Consider the following 25,204-nt stretch of genomic DNA (forward strand, 5'->3'; position numbering starts at 1 on the left):
ATCGGGATGCGTATTGCTTACGCGAAGGCGTCTTCCCAGTTGCCCTGGGTCGAGGCCTTGGAATATTCCGTGGCGCGGTTTTCGAAGAAATTGGTGTGCTCCACACCGTTCAGGATCGCGTCCAGCCAGGGCAGCGGGTTCTTCTCGATGCGATACATCGGCTGCAGTTTGAGCTGCAGCAGGCGGCGATCGGCGGTCCAGCGAACATAGTCCTTCACTTCCTGCGCGGTCAGGCCCTGCACGCCGTCGATGGCAAACGCCAGGTCGATGAAGGCGTCTTCATGCTCTACGATGGTCGAGCAGGCGACATACAGGTCGCGCTGGAACTGTTCGGTCCAGACTTCCGGGTTCTCTTCCAGGAAGGTATGGAACAGCTTGATGATCGAGTTGGTGTGCAGTGTCTCGTCGCGCACGCTCCACGAGACGATCTGGCCCATGCCCTTCATCTTGTTCCAGCGCGGGAAGTTCATCAGGATGGCGAAGCTGGCGAACAGCTGCAGGCCTTCGGTGAAGGCGCCGAACACGGCCAGCGTCTTGGCGATGTCTTCCTTGGTATCCACGCCGAACTGCTGCATGTAGTCGTACTTGTCCTTCATCTCCTTGTAGCGGAGGAAGGCCGAATATTCCTCTTCCGGCATGCCGATGGTGTCGAGCAGGTGGCTGTAGGCGGCGATGTGAACGGTCTCGATATTCGAGAAGGCCGACAGCATCATCTGAACTTCCGTGGGCTTGAACACCCGCGAATAGTTCTTCATGTAGCAGTTGTTCACTTCCACGTCGGCCTGGGTGAAGAAGCGGAAAATCTGCGTCAGCAGGTTCTTTTCGCCGGGCGTCAGCTTCTTCTGCCAGTCCTTTACGTCGTCGGCCAGCGGCACTTCCTCGGGCAGCCAATGCAGGCGCTGCTGGGTCATCCAGGCCTCATAGGCCCACGGATACTTGAAGGGCTTGTAGACCGGCTTGGCATCCAGAAGCGACATCGAATCCCCCATCACGACAACGAACAGCGACCGAGAATATTGCAACATCTTGTGGTCGGGACAAGGGGTTTATCCCTATATGTTGCGGCTGAGCGATGTGCGGGCTGTGGATATCCGCCTGTTTGCGGCGGGCCTGTGGATTATTTGCCGGCGCTGGCCTGCAGCCCGGCGGCCAGGCCGCGCAGCTCGGTGCGCAGGCGGGCCAGGTCCTGCAGGCTGAGCGGCAGCAGGCAGGCCATTTCCCGCTGGGCGGCGGCCACGGCGGACTCGAGTTTGCGGCCCTGCTCGGTCAGGACGATGGTGACCTGGCGTTCGTCCTGCGCGGCGCGGTTGCGGGTGATCAGGCCGGCCTGTTCCATGCGCTTGAGCATGGGGGTGAGCGTGCCGGAATCGAGATGCAGGCGTTCGCCCAGGCTTTTTACCGTATGCGGCCCGGCCTCTGCCCGCTGCTGTTCCCACAGCAGCAGCATGGTCAGGTATTGCGGATAGGTCAGGCCCAGCGGCTCCAGCCGGTCGCGATAGAGCCGCGTCATCGCATTCGACGCGGCATACAGCGCGAAACAAAGCTGGTGGTCGAGCTTGATCGATTCGTCGGCGGACATGGTCGGACCAAGGATAGGCGGCGCCGGATTGGTGGGCAATCCGGCGCCGCGAGGCTGTCAGCGTCGGTCAGACACGGTTCAGACCGTGGTTTCCAGCGCCACGTCGATATTGCCCCGGGTGGCCTTGGAATACGGGCAGACCTGGTGGGCGGCGGCGACCAGCGCCTCGGCCTGGGCCTTGTCCATGCCGGGCAGGGCGACCGCAATCTTGGCATTCAGGCCGAAACTGGTCTCGTCCTTGCCGATGCCGATGGTCACGCTCACCGTATTGCCCTGGGGCAGGGCGATTTTCTGGTTGCGGGCCACCAGGCCCAGCGCGCCCTGGAAGCAGGCGGCATAGCCCGAGGCGAAGAAGGTTTCCGGGTTGGCGGCATTGCCGGGTCCACCCAGCTCCTTGGGCATGGCCAGGGTCATGTCGATGATGCCGTCGGCAGAGGTGACCTTGCCGGCGCGGCCGCCAGTGGCGGTGGCGGTGGTGCTGTAAAGCGGGGTGATGGACATGGGATGCTCCTCTGGGTTCAACGGCCGGGTGGCGCGTCGTGAGAAAATTAATAGCACACAATTTAATTTTAGACAATTAAAAAGGGCGTGATGAAGATCACGACCAGGGCCGCAATAGCCGCAATGCCTATATTAATTGCGAATAATTCGCACTCGTAATAAACTGCGCCGGCAAGCAGAAGGGCGAACGGCGTTGTGTCTCCGAAGGATTTGAAACGGTTGTTCCTGGCCTACCGGGCCGAGATCCAGGCCTATCTGGTGCGCCAGCTGCAGGATATCGAAACCGCCGCCGACCTGACGCAGGAAACCTTCCTGCGCTTCGCCCAGCAGCCGGCAACCAGCACGGTGCTGCAGGAGCGCGCCTATCTGTATCGCACCGCCCGCAACCTGGCGATCGATCACATGCGGATGAAGCGGCGACAGCAGACCCAGGCCGTGTCGCATGACGGCATGGCCGCCATTCCCGAAAACAGGCCGTCGCCGGAAGACGCAACCGATGCGAAGGAGCGTCTTGTCCTGCTGCGCGGCCTTGTCGAGCGGCTGCCGGCCCGCACGCGCCAAGCTTTCATCCTGATCCGCATCGAGGGTTATTCCTATGCCGATGCCGCACTGCTGATGGACGTATCGATCAGCTCCGTCCAGAAACACATGCACCAGGCGATGGATTTTCTGACGAAGAAGTTGCGGCATTAGCCGGAACACAAATTAGGGCCTACTACTTCCCGCCGCTCAGACGTCTTATAGGTTAGACCCCACGCCAGACGACCAGCCAAGCAGCCCCGTGACGAGCAACGACGACAAAACCGACCAGATCGAGAGCGAAGCGATCGAATGGCTTGCCATGCAGGCGGCCGGTCCGCTTGAGCCGGCCGATGCGCTGGTATTCGAAAACTGGCTGCGGCGCGGCCCGCACCATCGTGCGGCTTATGAAAACATGCGCCAGACCTGGGACGCCCTAGCGGTGCTGCAGCAGGCACCGGGTGATCTGCTGCGACATACCACTGATTTGCATGAGCGTGGATTGCAGGGAAAACTGCGCCTGGCATCGGTACCGCCCATGCGACGCTGGCTGGCGCCGGCTTTTGCGATTGCGGCCTGCCTGCTGCTAGTGATCGGCCTGGCGACCGTCTGGACCGGCAATCCGGTCATTGCGCTGGTCGCCGACCACAGCACGGCACCCGGTGAAATCCGCCGCGTCACGCTGCCCGATGGCAGCCGTCTGGACCTTGGCCCGGCCAGCGCGGTGAAACTGCATTTCAGCACTGCCGAACGCCGGGTCGAGCTTCTCGGCGGCAGCGCCTATTTCAGCGCGGTGCCCCAGGACGTGGCGGCTGGCCGGCCCTTCATCGTCGATACCGGCCGGCTGTCGGCCCGCGCGCTGGGCACGCAATTCCTGGTCGAGCGCCTCTCTGATGGCGATGGCGTGGCCGTGGTCGAACACAGCGTCGCGGTGACGCGGTCGGACGGCGATCACCGCATGACGGTACTGTCGCCCGGGCAGGCCCTGCATTACCGCCGCGACCGGCGGTCGGAGCCCGACATGGTCAATGTCGATCCGCTGGAGATCGCGCCGTGGCGGGGCGGCAATCTTGTCTTCCACCAGGTGCCGCTGCGTGACGTGGTGGCTCAACTCAACCGCTATCGCCGCAGCCGGATCCTGCTGGCGAGCGACGACCTGTCCGCCCGCGTCGTCTCGGGCGTATTCCGCATCGGCGATCCGGACGGCGCCCTGAAGGTGATTGCCCAGGAACTGGGCCTGCAGGTTGTCACTCTGCCGTTCATCGTCGTCGTTCACAGCTGAAGCAGGCGCGGTAAATAGCCGCCGCAACGGAAAGCCGTCAGGCGGCACCATCCTGCCAATCCCGGCCCCTGCATAAAATTTTTATCAAAACTCTCCGGTGACGCGTCCTATTGGGATAAAGCGCGAATGATTGTCATTCGCGCAATATCTGGTTGCGTCACCTCAGGGGGATTTCAAGCATGAATACGACATTGGCGCTGCGGCCTGTCCGGCCGTGCTTCGGCGGTCGTCGTCTGTTCAGTCTTTCGGTCAGCGCGCTGGCCCTGGCCGCGGGTCTCGGTTTCGCCACAACCGCCGTGCAGGCTCAGGTCCAGAGCCCGGCCACGCCGGCAGCAGCGCAGCAGCGTTTGACATTCGACATCCCGGCCCAGGATCTCAGCCGGGCCGTGCTCGCGCTGGCCAACCGCGCGTCCCTACAGATTTTGTTCGATGGCAGCCGAATGCAGTCGCTGCGCAGCACGGCGGTCAGCGGCAGCCTGACGCCGCAGGAAGCGCTCGACCGGCTGCTGAACGGCACCGGCATGGGCTATCGCTTCACCGGTCCGGCCACCGTCACCCTGTACGAACTGCCGCGCGGTGGCGATGCGGCGGTCCTGCCACCGGTAACGGTGGAAGCGCGCAGCGGCCAGGCGGAAACCGCCACGGATTCGATCGCCGGTTATGTGGCTGCGCGGGCGCGGACCGGCACCAAGACCGATACGCCGCTGCTGGAAACGGCGCAGTCGATCTCGGTGATTCCACGCGACCAGATCGCAGACCAGAACGCGCAGACCCTGAACCAGGTGCTGCGCTATACCGCCGGCGTCACGCCGGAGACGCGCGGCGCGGTGGCCACGCGCTATGACATGTTCACCATCCGCGGCTTCGACGCGCATCGCTACTGGAACGGCCTGAAGCAGCAGGATCTGTACTATATCGCGCCGCAGCTCGATCCTTATCTGCTGGAGCGCGCAGAAGTCCTCAAGGGTCCGAATTCCACGCTCTATGGACAGGCAGCGGCTGGCGGCCTCGTCAATCAAGTGAGCAAGCGCCCGCTTGATGCGCCGCTGAATGAAGTGGGCATTGAGTATGGCACCAACAACCACTACCGCCTGACCTCCGATTTCTCCAACAAGGTGGATGCCGAAGGCAAGCTGCTCTACCGCATGACCATGGTCGGCCTCGCCGAGGACGGCCAGATCAACATGACGGAAAACCAGCGTGTCGCGCTTGCGCCGTCGCTGGCCTGGCGGCCCGATGAAGATACCAGCCTGACGCTGTTCGGCCTCTATCAGGTCGACCCGAAGGGTAATTCCTATGGCGGTATCCCGCCGCAGGGCACGGTGTTCAGCAGCCCCTTCGGTAAACTGCCGATGGACTTCTACGACGGCGATCCGAATTTCGAGAAGTTCGTCCGCCACCAGACCGCACTGGGTTACGAATTCGACAAGCGCCTGAGTGATGTGTGGAGCATCCGCTCGAATGCCCGCTCGCAGCATACTACGATGGCCTATGACAGCGTGTATGCGAATGGCGTGCAGTCTGACGGCCGCACCCTTAATCGCGGCACCGCGACTTCGCGCGAAGCCTCGACATTCAACGCGATCGACAATCAGGTCGAGGCGCGATTTGATACCGGCCCTGTCGCGCATACGGCGCTCGGCGGCGTGGATTACCAGACCATGCGTGGCCATTATGCCGTCGGTTTCGGGACCGCGCCGACCCTGGATATCTTTAATCCGGTCTATGGGCAGACGGCGATCACCGTTCCGACCCGCAATCGCACCAATATCGATGCCGAACAGTATGGCTTGTATCTGCAGGATCAGTTGAAACTGGGTGGCTTCGTGCTCACGTTGGGTGGACGGCATGATACCGCCGAACAGGTTGCCACGACTGCCAATACCGGAGCGCAGGAAAAGCGCCGGGACCAGGCCTGGACCAGTAAGGTCGGCCTGCTTTATGCGTTCGAGAACGGTATCTCGCCGTATATCAGCTACTCCGAGGCCTTCACGCCACTGGGTGGTACCGACCGTCTTGGCAAACCGTTCAAGCCGGAAGAGGGCGAGCAGTATGAGCTGGGTGTGAAATACCAGCCGCCGGGTACGAACAGCATATTTACCGCTGCGGTGTTCGAGGTGACGCGCACCAACGTGAAGACACCCGATCCGGTGAATACGAACTACTCGATCCAGACGGGTGAGGCGCGGTCGCAGGGCTTTGAATTCGAGGCGCGTCACAGCTTATCCAGACAGATCGACCTGATTGGCGCCTATAGCTACATCGATGCCGAGGTAACGAAAGATACCAATGCAGCGGCCGTGGGCCGGACACTTGGCGCCGTACCGGAACATCAGGCCGCTGCCTGGGTCATGTATCACATGCCGCGCGAAACCCAGTTCAAGGGACTGAGCATCGGCGGTGGCGTCCGCTATGTGGGTGATACCCGAAACCCGGACAATTCGATCACGGTGCCAGACTTCACCCTTGTCGATGCGGCGGTGACCTACGATCTCGGCGCGCTGTCGGACCGGTTTGCCGGTGTCGATCTCGCGCTGAACGTGAAAAACCTGTTCGACAAGGAGTATGTCGCATCCTGCTACTACGGCACCTGGTGCGCTTACGGCTATGAACGCACGATAACTGCCGGGTTGCGGTATCGCTGGTAATCCCGGCACCACCGAAGGCACGGTATCCCGGTTTACGGTCGCAGCCGGCGCGGGCCTGTTCAGGCCTGCGCCGGCTGTTTCGTTATTGCGCCCCTCTGGAGAAAAGGCCGGCCGCGCCCTATCTGAATAGGGACGCCGTGCGCCTGCACGGGGGAACAGTCAGCGCCCGGCCTGGATCGGGTCCCGGCTTTGCCGCGAGACCCGGAGGAGGTGCGTCATGGTTCATATCAGTCACGAGAGCCGCCACGGGCCCCGTCACGGGCCCCACCGCGAGCCGCATCACGAGCCGGAAGCGCGGCGCTGGCAGGACTGGGCCAACATGGCCTTCGGCATCCTGCTCGCGTCTTCGCCATGGCTTCTGGGTTACAGTGGCTTGGAAGCGGCGACGATGAATGCGGTGATCGTCGGTTTTCTGATTTTCGCGCTGTCCGCGCTGGCCCTCACGCTGCTGGATCGCTGGGAAGCCTATATCAGCGCGATGCTGGGCCTGTGGGCCGGCGCCTCGCCCTGGTTGCTGGGCTTCACAGGGTATGACGGCGCGATGATTGCCCATCTGGGCGTAGGCATTTGCGTCGTCACGGTCGCCAGCGTGGAGATCTGGCAGGGCGACCGGCGGGACTGACGGACGCTGCCGGGAAGCTCAGGCCGCCAGGCTGGTTTCCTCGTCGCGCATTACCAGCGACAGAACCCACTGGTCATAATCCATGCCCAGGCGGGCCATGATGCCTTCAAGATGCTGACGGCTGGCGGCGATGCCTTGTTCCAGCGTGCGGGTGTTGCGTTCGATCAGCCGCAACGCCTCGTAGACTTCGTCGGCAGCCGCGACGCTGTCCGCCGATACCGCGCGGCGGAAACACTGGTAACCGTCGATGCGGCGATTGCCGTCGAAATGCGGCGTCAGGTGCGACAGCGTCCAGTAGTATTCGCCGGTGCAGGCCATGTTCTTCACATAGGCGAAGATTTCGCGCCCCTCGCGGATGCGTTCCCAGATCAGGTGGAACACGGCGGCGGGCATGTCCGGGTGGCGCACCAGATTGTGCGGCTGGCCGATCAGATCCTTTTCGCCGCAGGCCTGGGCCTGGCAGAAATATCCATTGGCATAGGTGATGCCGCCCTTGATGTCGGCATGAGTGACCAGGAACTGATCGGCGGGAATGCTGCGTTCGCGATTGATCGGAGCGATGGTGATCATAACGGCGTCCTTCTGTCTGACGCCCCATCAAACGTCGTCAGCAGACGGATGTGAAATTAACAATGCGTAAGACGCACTAAAGATTTGACAACGGTCATACGTTACGGCCACGAAACGCACATTAAAAAAGCCCGGCATTGCCGGGCTTTTTTGCATCGGGTCGCTACTGGCTTTATTGGCAGGCCAGGCACTCGTCGTAATCGACCGCTTCGCGCGGGCCGCCCGAGGCGGCAGCGGCCAGCGGCAGTTCCGGCTCGTTGATCGCCGGCGCGCGCTGCGGCCGCTCGCCTTCGTTGATCTTGCCGACCAGCGGGATCGAGACCACGTTCGTGACGGTCTCCGATGCCGACTTGCCCGACACTGTCTCGGCGCGCTGGATGGAGAGCGAGCGGCAGTAATAGAGGCTCTTCACGCCCTTCTTCCAGGCCTGGAAGTGAATCTGGTGCAGGTCGCGCTTGTGCACGTTGGCCGGCAGGAAGATGTTCAGGCTCTGCGCCTGGCAGATATAGGGCGTGCGGTCGGCCGCCAGGTCGATCAGCCAGCGCTGGTCGATCTCGAAGGCAGTCTTGAACACGGCCTTCTCGTCATCCGACAGGAAATCCAGATGCTGCACCGAGCCGCCATTGGTGGTGATCGACGACCAGGTGTCGACATCGTTCTTGCCATACTGTTCCAGCGCCTTCTCGAGATAGCGGTTGCGCACCGAGAAGCTGCCCGACAGGGTCTTGTGCGTGAAGGCATTGGCCACGTTCGGCTCGATGCCGGGCGAGGCGCCGCCGGCGATGATCGAGATCGACGCGGTGGGCGCGATGGCGATCTTGTGCGAGAAGCGCTCCATGATGCCGTATTCGGCGGCATCGGGGCAGGGGCCGCGTTCTTCCGCCAGCTTGCGCGAGGCGGCGTCGGAAGCGTCCTTCACATGCTTGAAGATGGTGCGGTTCCACACCTTGGCCATCACGCTTTCCCACGGCACGCCATTGGCCTGCAGGAAGGAGTGGAAGCCCATCACGCCCAGGCCGACCGAACGCTCGCGCTGGGCGGCGTAGCGCGCCTTGGCCATGCTGTCGGGCGCCTTGTCGATGAAGTCCTGCAGCACGTTGTCGAGGAAGCGCAGGCAATCCTCGATGAACAGCGGATGCTCCTTCCACTCATGGAAGTATTCCAGGTTCAGCGAGGAGAGGCAGCAGACGGCCGTACGTTGCTGGCCATGCTGGTCGATGCCGGTCGGCAGCGTGATCTCGCTGCACAGGTTCGAGGTCTTCACCCGCAGGCCGGCCAGCTTGTGATGCTCGGGCAGGGCGCGGTTCACATGGTCGATATAAACGACATAGGGCTCGCCGGTCTCGATGCGGGCGGTGAGGATGCGGATCCACAGCGCGCGGGCCGACACGGTGCGCTGCACGGTGCCGTCATGCGGGCTGACCAGCGCCCACTGCTCGTCGGCCTCCACCGCGCGCATGAAGGCGTCCGAGATCAGGATGCCGTTATGCAGGTTCAGCGCCTTGCGGTTCGGATCGCCGCCGGTCGGGCGGCGGATCTCGATGAATTCCTCGATTTCCGGGTGGTCGATCGGCAGGTAGCAGGCGGCCGAGCCGCGGCGCAGCGAGCCCTGGCTGATCGCAAGAGTCAGGCTGTCCATCACGCGGATGAAGGGGATGATGCCCGAGGTCTTGCCGTTCTGGCCCACCTTCTCGCCGATCGAGCGCAGGTTGCCCCAGTAACTGCCGATGCCGCCGCCGCGGGCCGCCAGCCAGACATTCTCGTTCCACAGGCCGACGATGCCGTCCAGGCTGTCATTGGCCTCGTTCAGGAAGCACGAGATCGGCAGGCCACGGCTGGTGCCGCCATTCGACAGCACCGGGGTGGCAGGCATGAACCAGAGCTTCGAGATGTAGCTGTACATCCGCTGCGCATGGGCGGTGTCGTCGGCATAATGGCTGGCGACGCGGGCGAACAGGTCCTGGTAGGATTCGCCGGGCAGCAGGTAACGGTCATCGAGGGTGGCCTTGCCGAAATCGGTCAGCAGGCGGTCGCGGCTGCGGTCGACGTCGATGCGGATGCCGCGTTCGGTTTGCAGAGTGTTCAGCACGGTGGCTTCCCCTCGTTTTTGCGGCCCGGCCCCCACATGCGTGGCACCACATTTTGTGGCTGGCCGGCCCGGCCGTGTCTTATGAATCCCAGTATCGGCCCGCTTTCGACTGTCTGGCGGCTGCGCACCCCGCCTTTGCACCTTCGAAAACCCCGGAAAACACCCGGAAAACGGAATCCGAAGACGGCGCAGCGTCGACCCGAAACAGCTTCAGCGAACACAACATATGGTACTCAGGGTTAAGGGAGGGTCAATACAGTGTATGTGACACGACTGTAAAAAAACTTATTGACGGACTCATCGTAGCGTGAACCCCCTGATTTTATGCCGTGTCGCTGACGGTCGCTGCATTGCAAAAAGTGCCCTGTGGATAGCGTGGATAACTATTCCGGCCCTCCCATCCGCAAGCCGGTGTTAACCATTGCTCCCCTATCTGTTGTGCTACCGGGGCGGGATTTTCGCCTGCACCGGCCTTTGTGCCCGCATGAATCGGTGTTTCAATGCGGGCCTTAACGCGATCCGACCGGCCGGATGACGATCCGGCTTGGCGGGGGAGGTTGCGATGACGCTGATTAAACATCCGCGCGCCGACATGGCGGCGAATGCGGCCAAGGCCGCGAGCCAGGTGGCGGTCGACCGCGCCGAGGCGGAAGCCGCCGAACTGATCGGCATGCCGGCGCTGGAACGCCGCCGCCGGATCATGGTGGCGGTTGGCGCGGCGGTCAGCCTGCTCTGGATCGGCGTCTGTGCCCTTTATATCGAGAGCTCCATCGGCTGGCAGAATCTGTGGCACACCTTGCCGCATGAGGTCGGCGCCTTCATCGCCGGCATCGCCGCGCCGCTGGCTTTCCTGTGGCTGCTGCTGCTCAACCTGTGGCGCGGCAGTGCCATCAAGCGTCAGGCCGCCGCCCTGCACCAGGTGCTGCTTGACCTCACCTATCCCACGCCCGAAGCCGAACGCCGCGTTTCCGCCCTGGCCGGCGCGCTGCGTCGCCAGGCCCGCGAGATGGAAGAGGCCGCCCAGTCGGCTACCGACAAGATCGCCTCCCTGGGCGAGACCATGGCCAGCCAGCAGCAGGTGCTGATCAATGCCGCTGCCGGGGCCGGCGAACAGGTCGCCCTGCAGGCCAAGCAGATCACCGGCACGCTGAGCCAGTCCTCGCAGGGCCTGCTGGCCGCCGCCGAACAGGTGAACCGCGACCTCGATGCCACCGTGAAGGGCCTGGCCGGCCGCTTCGAGGAGCAGAGCAAGGCGCTGGTCGAGGCCGCCGACAAGGTTGGCACAGAAATGAATGCCAAGGTGAACGGCATCGGTCAGACCGTGTCGACCCAGGCCCAGGTGCTGCTGCAGGCCGCCGATGTGATCGTGCGCGAGGTGGAAACCGCGCGCGGCATCTTCCAGACCAAGGCTTCCGAGATTTCCCGCATCACCTCGGCGATCCAGTTCCAGAACGAACGCGTCGAGGAACTCTCGCGCCGCCATGGCGAGCTGATGGACCAGGCGGTGCAGCGCGCCGCCGAGGTGGCGCAGCAGATTGCCGCCCAGCTTGAACAGAAGATCGTGGCGTTGGAACAGGCGGTCACCCGCGCCGGCGGCGAGGCGGGCCGCATCGGCATGAACTTCGCCGAAGCCGCCCAGACCATCACCACCGCCGCCGAGGTCACCGTTGCCCGCGCCACCGCCGCCGGCGAAAGCTTCGGTCGCGAGACTCAGCTGTTCAGCAATGCCAGCCAGAAGGTGATCGACAGCGCCGAGGCCGCCGGCACCGTGCTGCGCGAACGCGTGCGCGAGATCGAGCAGGCCACCGGCACCACCATCGGCCGCATCCGCGATATCGGCGAGACCGTGCGTTCCGAAGTTGGCGCGCTGGACGAACAGGGCGCCCGTGTGGCTGAGCGCCTGCGTGTTGCCGCCGACGAGATGCGCGGCCGCACCGGCGCGCTGGAACAGGCCGGCGCGTCCGCCACCCGTCAGGCCGATGCTTTCGCCGAAGCCGCTACCCAGGCCGAACAGCGCCTGAAGCTGACCGGCGATCTGGTGCGCCATCAGGCCGACCAGCTTGGCGCCGCCGCCGAACTGGCCGACCAGCGTCTGGCCCAGGCCGGCGATGCGCTGCGCCGCGAAGGCGCCAACATGACCAGCACGCTGCAGCAGATCACCGACCGCGCCATGCGCGCCGGCGACGAGCTGAAGCAGCGCGCCGACATCCTGGACGAAACCTCGGGCCGCGCGCTGACCAAGATCGGCGAGGCCGATGCCAGCATCCGCGAGCGCGTCGAAAGCCTCGGCCAGGCTGGCCGTGATGCTCTGGCCATGGCGGCCCAGGTGCAGGAGACCATGACCCAGGCCAATGCCCTGCTGGCCCAGGCCGCGCAGCGCACCGACGACCAGATTTCGGCCGCCGGCGGCCAGTTGCGCCAGCATGCCGAGCAGTTCGTCGTCACCATCGACGGCGTCAGCCGGCGCATCACCGAAACCGGCGACAGCGTGCGCGACCAGATCGACGGCCTCGACCAGGCCGCCGCCCGCACTGCGCAGCGCCTGCGGTCGGCCGGCGAAAGCGCAGGCCAGGATGCCGTGCAGCTGCAGTCGGCCGCCGAGCGCGCCTCGCAGCGCCTGCACCAGGTGAGCGAGACCGCACAGACTCAGGCCCACGCCCTCAGCGCCGCCGCCGAACGGGCGGCGATGGAATCGCAGTTGGCCGGCAGCACGGCCCAGGCGCGTGCCAAGGACCTGCAGGATCTTTCGCTCGGCGTGGCCGAGGCGATGGCCCTGCTGGCCGAGAAGGCGGCGGCGCAAACCGCCGCTTTGGTGGAGATGAGCGAAAAGGCCCAGGCCGAGGCAAACGGCCTGAATGCCGCCGCCGAGAAGGCGACCGGCAGCATCAACACTGCCGGCGAAACCGCCCGCATCCGTTCGTTCGAACTGGGCGAGGCGGCGCAAGGTGTGGTCGACCGCACGCTGGAACTGCGCAGCACGATCCACGAGCAGGCCGGCGCGCTCACCGCGCTCAGCACCGAGCTCACCCGCCAGGCCGAGAGCATCCGCGAGAATTTCCGCGGCCGCGTGCAGGAACTGGCCGAGGCTTCCGATGCCGCCATCCTCAAGACGGCGAATATCGGCGACAGCTTCCGCCGCCAGGCCCAGGAGGTCTCGCGCGTGTCCGACGAAGCGGTCAGCCGCATCGAGCAGGTCGGCACCACCTTCGATGCCCGCGCCCGCGAGATCAACCTGGCGGTCGGCAACGCCTCGGGCCGCATCGACGACGCCTCGGAGGTGCTGCGCAACCGCACCCGCGAACTGGCGAATATCGTTGAGGACGCGATGAAGCAGACCGACCGGATGAGCGACGGTTTCCGCCGCCAGGCCGACGAGGTCGATACCCGTGCTGCCCGCCTGAGCGAGAAGGTGACCGAGATCGGCGAACGCCTCGCCCGCACCGGCAACGAGTTCAGTGCCGTCACCGACCGCGCCACCGCGCGCGCCGCCGAGACGGCCGAGACGCTGGGCCAGCGCGCCAAGGAACTGGCCTCGGCCGCCGCCCGCGCCGCCAGCGAGGCGGCGTCGGCCGAAGCCAGCCTGAAGGCCGATGCCCAGGCGCTGGCCGATGCGGCGCGCACCGCCAGTGTGGAGGCCGAGGCGCTCCGCAAGGCCACCCAGGCCCTGCGCGGCGAACAGTTCCTCAAGACCGCGGCCTTCATCACCGGCCACCTCAACTCGATGGCCATCGACATCACTCGCCTGCTCAACCGCGACCTGTCGGAAGAGTTGTGGCGGCGTTACTACAAGGGCGAGCGCGGCCTGTTCACCCGCAAGCTGATCGACCAGCGCGACCTCGACAAGATTCGCGGCAAATACCAGGAAGACGGCGAGTTCCGCGATTTCACCGACCGCTACATCGCCGAATTCGAGCGTGTGCTGGCCGGTGCCAAGGGCGTGGAACACGAGGAGCTGCTCACTTCGGCCTTCGTCACTGCCGATATCGGCAAGGTCTACCTGCTGCTGCGCGAGGCGGTTGGCAAGGCCCGCCAGTAAAGGCATATGGACAAGACATCGTTGCAGGACTGGATCGGCGGCTCGGAAACGGCCGCCGATCTCATTTCACCGGAACGCTGCATCGCGCTGGCGCGCGCGCTGGATCGCGCCGACAGCGGCCTGGTCGCGGGCGCGTTGCTGCCGCCGTTGCGGCACTGGCTGTATTTCTGGTCGATGGCCACACGCGCCCGGCTGGGCCGCGACGGCCATCCGGCTCTGGGCGAGTTCCTGCCCGATGTCGGCCGGTTATGGAACGGCGCGCAGACCAGGCGCATGTGGGCCGGCAGCCGCATCGCGTTTCATCATCCTCTGCCGCTCGGCCGGCCGGCGCGGCGCATGTCCACCGTCGAGGATGTGGTCGAGAAAAGCGGCCGCAGCGGCCGGCTCGCCTTCGTCACCGTGCGGCATGAGATTTATTACGGCGCCGCGCTCTGCATCACCGACCGGCATGACATCGTCTATCGCGAGGAAAAGCCCGGCGCGGCCCTGCCGCCGCCCGAACCGGCGCCGACCGACCAGCAATGGGACGAAGGCTTCGTCGCCGATCCGGTGCTGTTGTTCCGCTATTCCGCGCTCACCTTCAACGGCCACCGCATCCATTACGACCGCGACTATGCCCGCCATGTGGAAGGCTATGACGGCCTCGTGGTGCATGGCCCGCTGCTGGCGACCCTGCTGGTCGATTTCGCCGGCGATGCGATGCCGGACCGGCGGCTGACGTCATTCAGTTTTCGCGGCCGTCGCCCGGTGATCGACGGTCGACGCTTCAGCCTCTGCGGCCGCATGGACGGCGCGGATGCGCTGAAACTCTGGATCGCCGATATCGACGGCGCACTCGCGATGACGGCCGAGGCGCGGTTCGCCTAGCTTGGCGCCACGATCTTGCGCCCGCGCCGCCTGGGCGCGGTGAGCTTGGCCACATCCAGGATGTCGTCGAGCTGGTGTTCGGTCAGCCAGCCTTTCTCCACCACCAGTTCGCGCACGGTACGGCCGGTCTTCAGCGATTCCTTGGCCACGGCCGCCGATTTCTCGTAGCCGATATAGGGGTTCAGCGCCGTGACGATGCCCACGCTGGCTTCCACATGGCGCTTGGCCTGTTCGACATTGGCCTGGATGCCGGAAACGCATTTCTCCGACAGCGTGCGCGCGGCGCGGGACAGCAGCTGCATGGACGACAGCGTGTTGTAGACGATCAGCGGCTCCATCACGTTGAGCTGCAGCTGCCCGGCCTCGGCCGCCATGGTGATCGCCATGTCCTTGCCGATCACCTGGAAGCAGACCTGGTTCACCACCTCGGGAATCACCGGGTTGACCTTGCCGGGCATGATCGACGAACCCGGCTGCATGGGGGGCAGCGAGATTTCGCCCAGGCCGCCGCGCGGACCCGACGAGAGCAGCCGCAGATCGTTGGCGATCTTGGAAAGCTTCACGGCGATGCGTTTCAGCATGCCGGAATAGAGCACAAAGGCGCCCATGTCCCAGCTCGCCTCGATCAGGTTGGCGGCCCGCACCATTTCGATGCCGCTGATCCGCCCCAGTTCGTCGATCGCCAGGTTGGAATATTCCGGCTCGGTGTTGATGCCGGTGCCCACCGCCGTGCCGCCCAGATTGATCTCGCGGAACAGCTTCACGATCTCGTCGCCGCGCGCCACGTCTTCCTTGATGTTGATAGCAAAGGCCTCGAATTCCTGGCCCAGCGTCATCGGCACGGCATCCTGCAACTGGGTGCGGCCCAGCTTGATGATGTCGGCGAATTCCACGCCGCGCTGGCGGAACTCGTAGGCCAGCCCGTCCAGCGCCTTCATCAGTTCGGCATGGCTCAGGATCACGCTTAAGCGCACGGCGGAGGGATAGACGTCGTTGGTCGACTGCGACAGGTTGACGTCGTCGTTGGGATGCAGGTGGCCGTATTCGCCCTTGTGGAAGCCCATCAGCTCCAGCCCGCGATTGGCGATCACCTCGTTGACGTTCATGTTTGTCGAGGTGCCGGCGCCGCCCTGAAAGACGTCGATGGTGAACCATTGATGCAGCTTGCCGTCGATCAGTTCGTCGCAGGCCTGGGCGATGGCCTTGTATTTCTCCGGCTCCAGGTAGCCCAGCTTCTTGTTTGCCGAGGCGCAGGCCTTCTTCACCATGCCGAAGGCGCGGATCAGGTTGGGGTAGTGGTTGATGCCGATACCGGAGATGTGGAAGTTGTCGAGCGCGCGCTGGGTCTGGATGCCGAAATAGGCGGCGGCCGGGATTTCCATGTCGCCCAGGCTGTCATGTTCCAGACGGGTTGCGGTATCGCTGCTCATCGCTGCTGCCCCATGGCTGTTGCGGAAGCCGCATTCTGCGCTTCCGCAACGTCAATGCGAAGTCTTTCGGCGATGATATTTCGTTGAAATGCCTATGGTTTTACATGCAAACAATCAATCGGCGGTGATCAGTGCCGCTTATGGCTGTACCACGCGTTAGACAGTTCTCTGCGCCTTGTCCTTCGCATTGGTGGCCGCGATGTTGTCGCGGATTTCCTGCCATTCGGCATCGTTCAACTCGGTCAGGCCGCCGAAGCCGCCGGCGGTGTTCAGCCATTGCGCGCCGTCGATGGCGATCACCTCGCCGCTGACATAGCCGACCTCGTCGCTGAGCAGGAAGGCGGCCAGGTTGGCCAGTTCCGACATCTTGCCCACGCGCCGCATCGGTATGGCGCCGATCATCTGCTTCTCCAGCTTTTCCGTCGGCGCCAGGCGCTTGGTCATGCCTTCGGTGGGGAAGGGGCCGGGCGCGATGGCATTGAGCCGGATACCCTTCGGCCCCCATTCCACGGCCAGCGACTGTGTCATCGCGGCGATGCCCGCCTTCGACATGGCCGACGGCACCACGAAGGCCGAGCCGGTCCAGACCCAGGTGGTGACGATGGAAACGATGCTGCCGCCGCGCTTCTCGGCGATCCAGCGTTTGCCCACGGCCTGCGTCACGTAGAAGCTGCCATGCAGCACGATGTTGGCGATGGCATCGAAGCCGCGCGGGCTCAGCTCCTCGCTGCGGGCGATGAAGTTGCCGGCGGCATTGTTCACCAGGCCGTCCAGCGGGCCATGCTGCTGCCAGATCGCCTGCACCATCTCGTCCACCGCCTGGGCCACGCGGATGTCGCAGGGATGGCAGAAGATCTTGCCGCCGGTGGCGGCGGCCAGTTCCTGTGCGGCTTCCTGCAGCACGCCCTCGCGGCGGCCACAGATATGCAGCTCGGCGCCCAGTTCCATCAGGCGGTGGGCCATGGCCTTGCCCAGGCCGGTGCCGCCACCGGTGATCAGAATACGCTTGCCCTGGAACAGATCGCTGCGGAACATGTCGCCTCCCTTGCTTGTCGTTGCCGTTCAGATTAGCCAAAGGGTCGGAATCACGCCATCGGGAGAGGATGCTCGGATCATGGACCTTCAGTTAGCCGGCAGGGTTGCCATCGTCACCGGTGCCAGTCGCGGCATCGGCCGTGCCATCGCCGAATTCCTCGCTGCCGAGGGTATGAAGCTGGTGCTGGCGGCGCGTTCGGCCGACCAGCTTGAACAGCTTGCCGCCGGTCTGAAGACCGAATGCCTGGTGCAGGCGGTGGATCTGCGCGATCCCGCCGTGCCGGCCCAGGTGGTTGCCGCAGCGGCAGAGCGCTTCGGTGGCCTCGACCTGGTGGTGAACAATGCCGGCGCCACCAAGCGCGGCGACTTTCTGAGCTTGAGCGACGAAGACTGGGCCGATGGCTATGCCATGAAGTTCTTCGGTGCCATGCGTCTCAGCCGCGCGGCCTGGCCGCCGCTGATGCGGCGCCAGGGCGCCATCGTGAACATCGTCGGTGTCGGCGGCCGCACGGGCGCGGCCGAATTCGCCATCGGCGGTTCGGTCAATGCCGCCTGCCTCAACCTCACCAAGGTGCTGGCCGATCGCGGCGTGCAGGATGGCGTGCGGGTCAACGCGATCAATCCGGGCACCATCGCCACCGAACGGCTGCAGGTGCGAATCCGCAGCTTTGCCCAGGAAAAGGGCCTGAGCGAAGCCGAGGCCGCGACCCAGATGCCGAAGGCCATGGGGGTGGCACGATTCGGCGAACCCGTAGAAATTGCCCGGGCGGTGGCTTTTCTCGCGTCGCCGCTCTCGGGCTATCTGCAGGGGGCGATTCTCGACGTCGATGGCGGCCTGACGCGCACGCTCTAGGCGTAAAATAGCCACTGTCCGCTTGCTTTTTTGCGGCGGGGGTGCCACTCCCAACCCATGATGCGTAGACAGAATGTCGCCGCCACGACCGGGTCGGGGGTTCGATATTGAACAGGATTGCATGGGCGCCGCGCCTCTGCGTGTGGCACGCAATAGCCGCGTTTGTCATTTTGATCGTCCTGGCTGTCGGCCTGCCGGCCCATGCCGCTGAACCGCTGCCGCCGCCACAGGGCGAGGTGCTGCTGACAGTCACCGGCAAGATCGGTCGCGGCAATAGCAAGTCGGGCGAGGCCCGGTTCGACCGTGCCATGCTGGAAAAGCTCGGCATGACCGAAGTGGTCACCTCGACGCCATGGCATCCGAAGGTGATGCGTTTCGAGGGTGTGCTGTTGCGCACGCTGCTGTCCGCCGTTCAGGCGCAGGGCGGCAGCCTGCTGGCCACGGCGCATAACGATTACACGGCGCGCCTGCCGGTGCAGGATGCCGAACGCTACGATGTGATCCTGGCCCTGCGCGCCGACGACCGCGACCTGACCCTGCGCGACATGGGGCCGATCTTCATCATCTATCCCTATGATCATGACCGCTCGCTCAAGGCCGATGGCGTCTATGCGCGGTCGGTGTGGCAGTTGCGCCGGCTAGAGGTCCATTGATGCCACGCCGTTTCCTGCCGCAGCAGATCGCGGCTCATCCCGAGGCACTGGCCGGCGCCGGCCGCCGCTTCGTGCTGGTGCTGGTGGCCACGGTTGTTGGGCTCTCGCTGGTGCTGGCGGCCTATTTCTATGTCCAGCAGCGCGAATACAATCGCTTTTCCTTCCAGAACATCGTCTGGGAAGGCGCGCAGTTCCGCAATGAACACCAGGCCTTCCGCGCCGCGTTGCTGGAGTATTTGAACGGCACATCGGGCGCCACTGAAGACGAGGTGCGCCGACGTTACGATATCCTGCACAGTCGTCTCGACATGCTGCAGGTCGGCCGTGCATCCGCCACCTACATGGCCGACCCAGATCTCAGCATGTTGCTCACCCGGATCGATCCCGTGGTCCGGAACTGGGACGGCCAGCTGGACGCGCTCTTCGCCGGCAACCGCCAGGCCGGCGATGCGCTCGCCGTGTCGATGCGCCGGCTTGATGCTGATTTCAGTGCCTTCGCCGCCGGTGTGAACGCCATCGGCATCCGGCGGGTTGACGATGCTCGCGAAAGGCTCAGCGGCCTGTATGATGTGATGATTGTCGCCGGCGTTGCCACCTGGCTTCTGGTGATTGGGTTCGCTTACGCCCTGATGCGGCAATTGCGCGCCAGCGAGGCGGCCCATACCGAAATGCGCGCGATGACGGTGGACCTGGAGAATGCCCGCCGCCAGGCCGAGGAGGCCAGCCGCACGAAATCGAATTTCCTGGCCACCATGAGCCACGAACTGCGCACGCCGCTGAATGCCATCCTCGGTTTCGCCGACATCATGCGGCAGGGCATTTTCGGGCCGGTCGGCAATCCACGCTACGAGGATTATCTCGACGGCATCGTGAAAAGCGGCCAGCATCTGCTGTCGCTGATCAATGACGTGCTGGATATGTCGCGCATCGAGGCAGGCCGGCTCGAACTGGTGGAAAGCAGGATCGATGTTGGTCAGGCTATCGACCAGGCCCTCGACATGGTGACGGTCACGGCCCAGGGCAAGGGCGTGGTGCTGGAACGCGCCCTGCCGGCATCGCTGCCATGCTTGCGCGCGGATGATCGCCTGCTGCGTCAGATGCTGCTCAACCTGCTCAGCAATGCGATCAAGTTCACGCCCGAGGGCGGCCAGGTCGAGATCGCTGTTGCACTGCTGGGCGAGGGCGATCTGGCGATCCGCGTGCGCGATACCGGCATCGGCATGAGCGACCGCCAGTTGCAGAAGGTGTTCGAACCCTTTTCGCAGGGCGATTCCATGCGCGCGCGCGAAGCTGGCGGCAGCGGCCTCGGCCTGCCCATCACCCGGCGGCTGATCGAACTGCATGACGGTCGTATTCATCTGGCCAGCCGCAAAAGAAACGGCACGACGGCAACCCTGGTCTTTCCGGCCGCGCGGGTCAGCCCCGCCGGCGCCGCTGCGTGATGATCCGACACCAGTCGTGGCGCCTGCCGCGGTGGTTGCGCACGACGCCGTTCATCCTGCTGATCCTGCTCTGCGCCGCCTGCGCGCCGCGGTTGCAGCCGCCGGGCGATGCCGAGGTCGCGCCGCGCCTGCTGGCCGGCGATGCAGGCTGGCAGGCCGGCGATGGCCGCGAATTGCCGCTGCGCCGCTGGGGGCCGTCCAGCCCGAAGGCCGTGGTGCTCGCGCTGCACGGTTTCAACGATTACAGCAACGCCTTCGCTGAGGCTGCCGAATGGTGGTCCGGACAGGGCATCGCCACCTATGCGCCGGATCAGCGCGGGTTCGGCATGGCGCCTCATCGCGGCCTCTGGCCGGGACAGGATCGGCTGGCCGACGATCTGGCCGAATTGAGTGGTCTGCTGCGCCAGCGCCATCCAGGCGTGCCGTTTTATTGGCTGGGTGAAAGCATGGGAGGCGCGGTGGTGCTGCACGCGCTAGAACGCGTCGCCGCCCGGCCCGATGGCGCCATTCTGGTGGCGCCCGCCGTCTGGGGCCGGGAAAGCATGCCGCTGCTGTATCGCGTGGCCCTGTGGACCACCAGCTACACCATTCCGTGGAAAACCTTCACGGGTCAGGGCCTGAAGGTGCAGGCTTCCGACAATATCGAGATGCTGCGTCGCTTGTCGCGCGATCCGTTGTTCATCAAGGCCACCCGCGTCGACGCCATCCATGGTCTGGTCAACCTGATGGATGAAGCCGCCGCCGCGCGACCCGAACGGTTGCCGGTTCTGCTGATGTACGGATTGAAAGATGAAATCATCCCCAAGCCGCCGGTCGAACGCTTTGTCGAGCGGTTCAGGTCGCGGCCGGATATCGACATGCGTATTCTTGTGTATCGCAACGGTTGGCATATGCTGTTGCGTGATCTGCAGGCTGAAACGGTCTGGCGCGATACGGCGGCATGGATCGCCGACCCGGCCGCAGCCCTGCCATCGGGAGAGGAACGCCGGGTATTGCCGTTGTTCAGGCCAGAGGAAGGCGCATTGGTGGATGGCCAAGCGGGGGATGGCAAATGACGCGTGCGGCGTTTCTGGAAATGGTCTGGGCAGCTCTTGGCATTGTGCCGACTCTGGCGGGGGTATTGTGGCTCATCGACGCCGAGCATGGGCTGGCGCTGACTTCGCTGGGCAGCACGGCGATCCTGCTGTTCTGTTTCCCCACTCATGAAGGCGCGCGGCCGGTTGCCGTTCTGGTGTCGCATCTGCTGGGGGCGGCCATCGGCATCGCGCTGCTGCAGGTCTTCGGCAGCAATATCTGGACCATGGGAGCGGGTGTCGCCCTCATCGCCGTGGCGATGCGCCTGCTCAACATCATGCATCCGCCGGCCGGGGCCAATCCGCTGATCGTGCTCAATCTCAAAAGCAGCTGGCTGTTCCTGGCCTATCCGCTGCTGCCGGCCCTGCTGATCATGCTGGCGGCGGTGTTTGCCTGGAGCCGCCTGCGCCCAGGTCCGCGCTGGCCGCTCCGCTGGCTCTGATCGGGCGGCTTCTGGTCGGGATTATCGCAGGGGCGGTAATGCCGCCTCGGCATCCTCAACCGACAAATCCTGCAGGCTCGGGCGCTGCAGCAGCCGCACCCAGTCGCCGCGCGGCGATACCTTGCGCGGATCGGACTCGTGGGAATACAGCACCAGCGAGGGACAGCCGCTGGCGGCGATGATGTGCATCGGCCCGGTATCGTTGCCGATGGCCAGCGCCGCATGACGGCCCAGCGTGGCGAGGTCGGCGATGGTGGTCTGCTCGCACAGGTCGATGGCTTCGGGGCAGGCCGATTTGATGATGTCGATTTCACCGCGCTCGGCGGCGCGGCCGATCAGCACCGGCGTCATGCCTTTGTGCAGCAGGCGGTTCCCGAGTTCGGCGAAGCGATCCGCCGGCCAGCGTTTCGCCGGCCGGTGCGGCGCACCGCCCGGCACCAGCAGCATGTAGCGCGGCGGCAGGTCGAAGCGTGCGATGTCGCTCTGCAGAAATCCCAGATCGGGCAGACCCGGATCGGGGATACCGACCAGCGCCAGTTGCCGCCGCCGCAATTCGGTGATGTGCATCGGTTCAGTCGGATCGGGAATGTGATAGGCGCAGCCCGGTGCGTTGCCCACCCATTCCGGGCGCGCGCCGGAGAGGTGCAACAGCCGGTAATACCATTTCGTCCGCTGGCTGCCCTGCAGGTCGTAAACGCGGCTGAAGCCGGCATCGCGGATGCGGCGGATCAGACGCCAGGTTTCGCCGATGCGCCACAGCTTGGGCCGTGTATCGGTCCAGATCTCGTCGACCAGGCCGGAGCTGCGCATCAAATCGACATACGGCGCCGTGGTCAGCAGCACGATTTGTTCGCCCGGATGGTGCCGGCGGATCGCACGCAGCAAGGGTAGGGAGAGGATCATGTCTCCCAGGGCGGAGTGCTTGATCACCAGGATCGTCATGATCAGCCGGCGAATTTCGCATCGGGACGTGCCGCCAGCCGTGCTGTTGCGATGACCAGCGATAAAGAGGTCCAGAGCAGCATGGCAGGCCAGTTGCTGAAGAAACTCTGGCTCGCCGTAAATGGAAACAGCAGCAGCATCAGACTGCCCGTCACCAACGCGCCCACGATCCGGGTGGGCGTCCGGCGCAGCAGATCGATGCACAAGGCACCCAGCGTCGCCAGGAAAGTGAGGAAACCCAGACTGCCAATGATGCCGGTTTCCGCCAGCCATTCGATATAGGCATTATGCGGGTGTGGATGGCAGCCATCCTTCAGGGTGTCGCCCAGCACGATCTGGCAGGCGATCTGGAAATTCTTCATGCCGGCGCCGGTCAGCGGAAATTCGCGCCAGACATGCAGGCCGGCGGCGAACAATTCGCCATAGGGGGAGTCCCAGAAATTGTTCAGCACGTTCAGCAGACCGGCGACGCGGCTCATGATGCGCGGACTGTTGAGTACAATGGCGGCCAGCACCCCCGCGGTCGCGACCAGCAGCAGCAGGCCATAGAGCCGGTAGGGTGGCGGCGCCAGCAGGATGGCCAGGCCTGCGCTGGTCGCGATGGCGATCAGCGTGAGCAGCGATGCGGCCCGCTCGCCGGTCAGCAGGATGAAGCCGAACGCCGTCGCGGCCAGTGCAAGGATGGCACAGGCCCGCAGTACCGATACGCGCGAACCACGCGCGAGCAGGAGGGCACCAACGGCGAGCAGCGGAAAGCCGATGCGGGCCACGAACATGCCGATATTCGGCCGGTCCAACGGCCCGGTCAGGCGGCCGCTCCCTGTAATCGGCTGCCCGGTCAGCGAAACCCCGCGAAGCAACTGAAGCAGGCCGTCCAGGATGGCAAAACCGATGATGGCAGCCCAGGCCATGGCGACAAACTTCACGTCGCGCGGCGACTGGATTAGCCATGTCGTGACCGCCGCGAACAGGAGAATGAAGCGCAGCCAGCTCGTGCTGCGACCAAAGGAAGCGGCGGGGTCCACGGCAAAGGGTGAGACGAGCAGGTTCAGCGCCAGCCATGTGGCAAGGAGCGTCAGCAGTGGTGGAAAAAGCGCGCTGCGCCATTCGCGACGAACCAGCAGAACGGCAAGATAGCCGACATTGATCAATCCGACCACGATTTCGGCACCGCCGCGCGAGAACAGCAGCATGGCGGGCAGGATCGCGAACAGGCCGAGGGCGATCTGCCGCAGCCTGCCGGTCCAGTCGTCGGCCGGCGCGATATGGGCGGACATCATGCTGATGGTCATGATCATCTCAGGGCTTGCGTATATTGGGCATGGCGCGGAAGGCCGCTGCGGCTCGATCGAGATAGCGGTCTGATACGTCTAGGCCTATCTTCGCCGCCACATAGCTGACAAGGGCGGATGCCGTTCCAAGTCGCAATCCGCTCCGGCGTGTGGCCTTCCAGGCGATGGAGGCGCAGATGGCGGCAATCTTGCGCCGATCCTGCGGTGCCAGTCCGCCAGTGTCGCGCAGCAGGTTGTAATAGGCGAAGAAGCGGTCGTGATGCTGCTGCCGCTTGTCGGACGACAGATGCGATTCCGCCCGCGGCGCCCACATCACGTAGGCACGCAGGTCGATCAATCGCCGTGCTTTCAATGCCAGGCGCAACGGCAGCGATTCATCCTGGATGAACAGGCGCTCGTCGCAGCCGCCGGCGGCGCGGAACAGGGTGGTCTCCACCAGCCAGGCCATGCGCACGAAACCGCGGCCGTCCAGGATGGTGACCAGCGGACGGTCATTGATTTCCATGGCGGGCGCGGTGCCGATGGCCGGCGGATGCAGTTCGGCCGCCGCCTGTGCGGCATGTTTTACCTTGCCATGCACCATGTCGGCCTGGTGTTCCTGCATCAGGCGCAACATCGTCGCCACGGCATCGGGGGCGATCAGTTCGTCGGCATCGATCAGGCATAGATAGCGGCCACGCGCCTGTGCCGCGCCCTGGTTCAGGCGCCTGCTGGGCCCGGCATTGTCGCTGTTGCGGATCACGACGGTGCCCGGCAGGGCATCGGCGCGGGCCTGCAGGATATCTGCGGAACCGTCCCGCGAGGCATCGTCGACAAAAATGTATTCTACCGGCACGGACAGGCGCTGGCCGGCGAGCGCCGACAGCGTGTGGGGCAGGATGTCGGCCTTGTTGTAGACCGGAATCACGAAACTGATTTCAGGTTGGCCGGACATGCTGAACCGCTGGGCGGAAAAGGAAGCGGATAGCCGCGAATAAAGGCTTTCGCCTCGGTTTACAAGCGGGGCAGGGGATGGCGCGGGTCAGGCGATGATAAGAAAGATCGATTCGGCGGGCGGCCGGCGCTGCACATTGGCAAAGCCGTCATAGGTGATCGGAGCGCCGTGGAACTCACGCACCGGAGCTTCCCGTTCCGCCTTGGCCTTGTCAGGCCCGCCGATCTCCCCACGCACTTCCAGCAGTTTCTGAAGCAGGGTTTCCACCCCGGGCATTTGCCCCTCGCTGACGATCTCGGCACGCGACTTCGGCATGCCGCCCGTGGCGAGGGTCACGGTGCCGCGCTCGATGGGCAGGGACGGGATGATGTCGGTGATGTTAGACATTTTATTA

General features: G+C 64.6%; 22 protein-coding genes. 11 read left to right on the plus strand and 11 right to left on the minus strand.

Features of this window, described 5'->3' with window-relative positions; translation table 11 throughout:
- Nucleotides 1-17 precede the first annotated feature (17 nt).
- From ACK4FJ_RS13425 to ACK4FJ_RS13435, 3 genes are all read right to left on the minus strand, one after another.
- Nucleotides 18-977: a ribonucleotide-diphosphate reductase subunit beta gene (locus ACK4FJ_RS13425; RefSeq protein WP_409767201.1), complete on the minus strand. Its 960-nt coding sequence runs from the start codon at nt 975-977 to the stop codon at nt 18-20.
- 140 nt (nt 978-1,117) lie between these two features.
- Entirely contained in the window at nt 1,118-1,579 is a 462-nt protein-coding gene (locus tag ACK4FJ_RS13430; protein ID WP_409767203.1) for a MarR family winged helix-turn-helix transcriptional regulator, read from the minus strand.
- Nucleotides 1,580-1,657: 78 nt separating this feature from the next.
- Nucleotides 1,658-2,080 (minus strand): organic hydroperoxide resistance protein, encoded by a 423-nt coding sequence (locus ACK4FJ_RS13435; RefSeq protein ID WP_409767204.1) that lies wholly within the window; start codon nt 2,078-2,080, stop codon nt 1,658-1,660.
- Nucleotides 2,081-2,275: 195 nt separating this feature from the next.
- On the opposite strand from ACK4FJ_RS13435, the gene ACK4FJ_RS13440 reads away from it, so the two are divergent.
- The 4 genes from ACK4FJ_RS13440 to ACK4FJ_RS13455 all read left to right on the plus strand — a co-directional run bounded on the left by ACK4FJ_RS13440 (nt 2,276) and on the right by ACK4FJ_RS13455 (nt 7,151).
- Complete coding sequence (locus ACK4FJ_RS13440) at nt 2,276-2,773, plus strand: RNA polymerase sigma factor (RefSeq protein ID WP_409767206.1); 498 nt, start codon at nt 2,276-2,278, stop codon at nt 2,771-2,773.
- An 88-nt stretch (nt 2,774-2,861) separates the two neighbouring features.
- Nucleotides 2,862-3,881 (plus strand): FecR family protein, encoded by a 1,020-nt coding sequence (locus tag ACK4FJ_RS13445; RefSeq protein WP_409767207.1) that lies wholly within the window; start codon nt 2,862-2,864, stop codon nt 3,879-3,881.
- A gap of 179 nt (nt 3,882-4,060) precedes the next feature.
- The gene (locus ACK4FJ_RS13450; RefSeq protein WP_409767208.1) at nt 4,061-6,529 is read left to right on the plus strand and encodes a TonB-dependent siderophore receptor; all 2,469 of its coding nucleotides are present in this window, start codon (nt 4,061-4,063) and stop codon (nt 6,527-6,529) included.
- A gap of 217 nt (nt 6,530-6,746) precedes the next feature.
- Nucleotides 6,747-7,151, plus strand: a complete 405-nt coding sequence (locus tag ACK4FJ_RS13455) for an SPW repeat protein (RefSeq protein ID WP_409767209.1) — start codon at nt 6,747-6,749, stop codon at nt 7,149-7,151.
- Between the two features lie 18 nt (nt 7,152-7,169).
- On the opposite strand, the gene ACK4FJ_RS13460 is transcribed toward ACK4FJ_RS13455, so the two are convergent.
- Together ACK4FJ_RS13460 and ACK4FJ_RS13465 are read right to left on the minus strand one after the other, a co-directional pair.
- Nucleotides 7,170-7,721, minus strand: a complete 552-nt coding sequence (locus ACK4FJ_RS13460; protein WP_409767210.1) for a PAS domain-containing protein — start codon at nt 7,719-7,721, stop codon at nt 7,170-7,172.
- Nucleotides 7,722-7,893: 172 nt separating this feature from the next.
- The gene (locus ACK4FJ_RS13465) at nt 7,894-9,810 is read right to left on the minus strand and encodes a ribonucleoside-diphosphate reductase subunit alpha (RefSeq protein ID WP_409767211.1); all 1,917 of its coding nucleotides are present in this window, start codon (nt 9,808-9,810) and stop codon (nt 7,894-7,896) included.
- 562 nt (nt 9,811-10,372) lie between these two features.
- On the opposite strand from ACK4FJ_RS13465, the gene ACK4FJ_RS13470 reads away from it, so the two are divergent.
- Nucleotides 10,373-13,846, plus strand: coding sequence for a hypothetical protein (locus tag ACK4FJ_RS13470; protein ID WP_409767212.1), 3,474 nt, complete (start codon nt 10,373-10,375; stop codon nt 13,844-13,846).
- Nucleotides 13,847-13,852: 6 nt separating this feature from the next.
- A complete protein-coding gene (locus ACK4FJ_RS13475; RefSeq protein ID WP_409767213.1) occupies nt 13,853-14,713 on the plus strand; it encodes an acyl-CoA dehydrogenase in 861 nt (286 codons plus the stop codon).
- On the opposite strand, the gene ACK4FJ_RS13480 is transcribed toward ACK4FJ_RS13475, so the two are convergent.
- Nucleotides 14,710-16,143 carry an aspartate ammonia-lyase gene (locus ACK4FJ_RS13480; protein WP_409767214.1) on the minus strand — a complete coding sequence of 478 codons (1,434 nt, stop codon included), beginning with the start codon at nt 16,141-16,143 and terminating at the stop codon, nt 14,710-14,712. The two genes, ACK4FJ_RS13475 and ACK4FJ_RS13480, sit on opposite strands and share 4 nt — an antisense overlap.
- A 156-nt stretch (nt 16,144-16,299) precedes the next feature.
- Nucleotides 16,300-17,178: an SDR family oxidoreductase gene (locus ACK4FJ_RS13485; RefSeq protein ID WP_409767215.1), complete on the minus strand. Its 879-nt coding sequence runs from the start codon at nt 17,176-17,178 to the stop codon at nt 16,300-16,302.
- A gap of 79 nt (nt 17,179-17,257) precedes the next feature.
- On the opposite strand from ACK4FJ_RS13485, the gene ACK4FJ_RS13490 reads away from it, so the two are divergent.
- From ACK4FJ_RS13490 to ACK4FJ_RS13510, 5 genes are all read left to right on the plus strand, one after another.
- Nucleotides 17,258-18,031: an SDR family oxidoreductase gene (locus ACK4FJ_RS13490; protein WP_409767216.1), complete on the plus strand. Its 774-nt coding sequence runs from the start codon at nt 17,258-17,260 to the stop codon at nt 18,029-18,031.
- Between the two features lie 170 nt (nt 18,032-18,201).
- Nucleotides 18,202-18,684 (plus strand): molybdopterin-dependent oxidoreductase, encoded by a 483-nt coding sequence (locus ACK4FJ_RS13495; RefSeq protein ID WP_409767217.1) that lies wholly within the window; start codon nt 18,202-18,204, stop codon nt 18,682-18,684.
- Nucleotides 18,684-20,126 (plus strand): sensor histidine kinase, encoded by a 1,443-nt coding sequence (locus tag ACK4FJ_RS13500; protein WP_409767218.1) that lies wholly within the window; start codon nt 18,684-18,686, stop codon nt 20,124-20,126. Before ACK4FJ_RS13495 ends, ACK4FJ_RS13500 begins: the two co-directional genes overlap by 1 nt.
- Nucleotides 20,127-20,161: 35 nt before the next feature.
- Nucleotides 20,162-21,181, plus strand: a complete 1,020-nt coding sequence (locus ACK4FJ_RS13505) for a lysophospholipase (protein ID WP_409767219.1) — start codon at nt 20,162-20,164, stop codon at nt 21,179-21,181.
- Complete coding sequence (locus ACK4FJ_RS13510; RefSeq protein ID WP_409767220.1) at nt 21,178-21,642, plus strand: HPP family protein; 465 nt, start codon at nt 21,178-21,180, stop codon at nt 21,640-21,642. Before ACK4FJ_RS13505 ends, ACK4FJ_RS13510 begins: the two co-directional genes overlap by 4 nt.
- 21 nt (nt 21,643-21,663) lie before the next feature.
- Here ACK4FJ_RS13510 and ACK4FJ_RS13515 read toward each other — a convergent pair whose 3' ends face one another.
- The 4 genes from ACK4FJ_RS13515 to ACK4FJ_RS13530 form a co-directional block, all read right to left on the minus strand.
- Entirely contained in the window at nt 21,664-22,584 is a 921-nt protein-coding gene (locus ACK4FJ_RS13515) for a glycosyltransferase family 9 protein (RefSeq protein WP_409767221.1), read from the minus strand.
- A 2-nt stretch (nt 22,585-22,586) separates the two neighbouring features.
- Nucleotides 22,587-23,876, minus strand: a complete 1,290-nt coding sequence (locus tag ACK4FJ_RS13520; RefSeq protein WP_409767222.1) for an O-antigen ligase family protein — start codon at nt 23,874-23,876, stop codon at nt 22,587-22,589.
- 7 nt (nt 23,877-23,883) lie between these two features.
- The gene (locus tag ACK4FJ_RS13525) at nt 23,884-24,810 is read right to left on the minus strand and encodes a glycosyltransferase family 2 protein (protein ID WP_409767223.1); all 927 of its coding nucleotides are present in this window, start codon (nt 24,808-24,810) and stop codon (nt 23,884-23,886) included.
- Between the two features lie 87 nt (nt 24,811-24,897).
- Entirely contained in the window at nt 24,898-25,197 is a 300-nt protein-coding gene (locus tag ACK4FJ_RS13530) for a hypothetical protein (protein WP_409767224.1), read from the minus strand.
- Nucleotides 25,198-25,204: the final 7 nt, after the last annotated feature.

The organism is Ferrovibrio sp., assembly GCF_046297595.1.
Lineage (GTDB): Bacteria > Pseudomonadota > Alphaproteobacteria > Ferrovibrionales > Ferrovibrionaceae > Ferrovibrio.